Source organism: Streptomyces bambusae, assembly GCF_020532645.1.
GTDB classification, from domain to species: domain Bacteria; phylum Actinomycetota; class Actinomycetes; order Streptomycetales; family Streptomycetaceae; genus Streptomyces; species Streptomyces bambusae.
The window spans coordinates 1-729 of the sequence record NZ_JAJAUZ010000144.1 but is presented as its reverse complement, the minus strand read 5'-3'; the positions used below and the strand labels follow the sequence as shown (position 1 = coordinate 729).

1 protein-coding gene is annotated in these 729 nt (G+C 72.4%); it reads left to right on the top strand.

Going from position 1 to position 729, the window contains the following annotated elements; genetic code table 11:
• Window positions 1-326: 326 nt before the first annotated feature.
• Window positions 327-729: aggregation-promoting factor C-terminal-like domain-containing protein (locus LG634_RS37555; protein WP_455402895.1), on the top strand; the 403-nt coding region annotated here is incomplete at its 3' end.

Below are 729 nucleotides of genomic sequence, written 5' to 3'. Positions count from 1 at the left end.
CGGTGAGCCGCCCCACAGGACCTACGTCACAAACGAGGCGGGATAGTAGTCCCGAGCCGCCTTCGCACGCCCCGGCCGTTTCCGCTCCCACCTGCGCGAACGACCGGCCGCCCGCCCCGGGCCGACGGGCCGGTGGCTGCGATGGCCCCTAGTAGGAGGGGGTGCTTGCCGGGCGCCGGGCGGGCTGGCTAACTGGTGATGTCGCCACGGCGGCCGGGCCCACCGCCCGCCGCCCACGATCCCCTCCCGCCACACCCGAGTGGATCCCGCACGCCCCGGTCCGGGCAGGTGGGCGGCCGTCCTTGTCCCCGATGGAAGGCCCTTTCGTGTCGCTCGCCGTCATCCGCCGTATCGCCGCTTCCAAGAAGGCCCTCGCGGGCTCCGCCGTCGCCGTCGGCGTCGCCGGATCCCTCCTCGCCGCCGTTCCGGCGCAGGCCGCCCCCATGGACGCCAAGGCGATCGCGCACCGGATGATCCCCGACGCGGCCCAGTTCCAGGCCTTCAGCAACATCGTGTCCCGCGAGAGCGGCTGGAACCACACCGCCACCAACACCTCCTCCGGCGCCTACGGCCTGGTCCAGGCCCTGCCCGGCTCCAAGATGGCCTCCGCCGGCTCCGACTGGAAGACCAACCCCGCCACCCAGATCAAGTGGGGCCTGGACTACATGAACGACCGCTACGGCAGCCCCCTCGCCGCCTGGAACTTCTGGCAGACCCACCACTGGTACT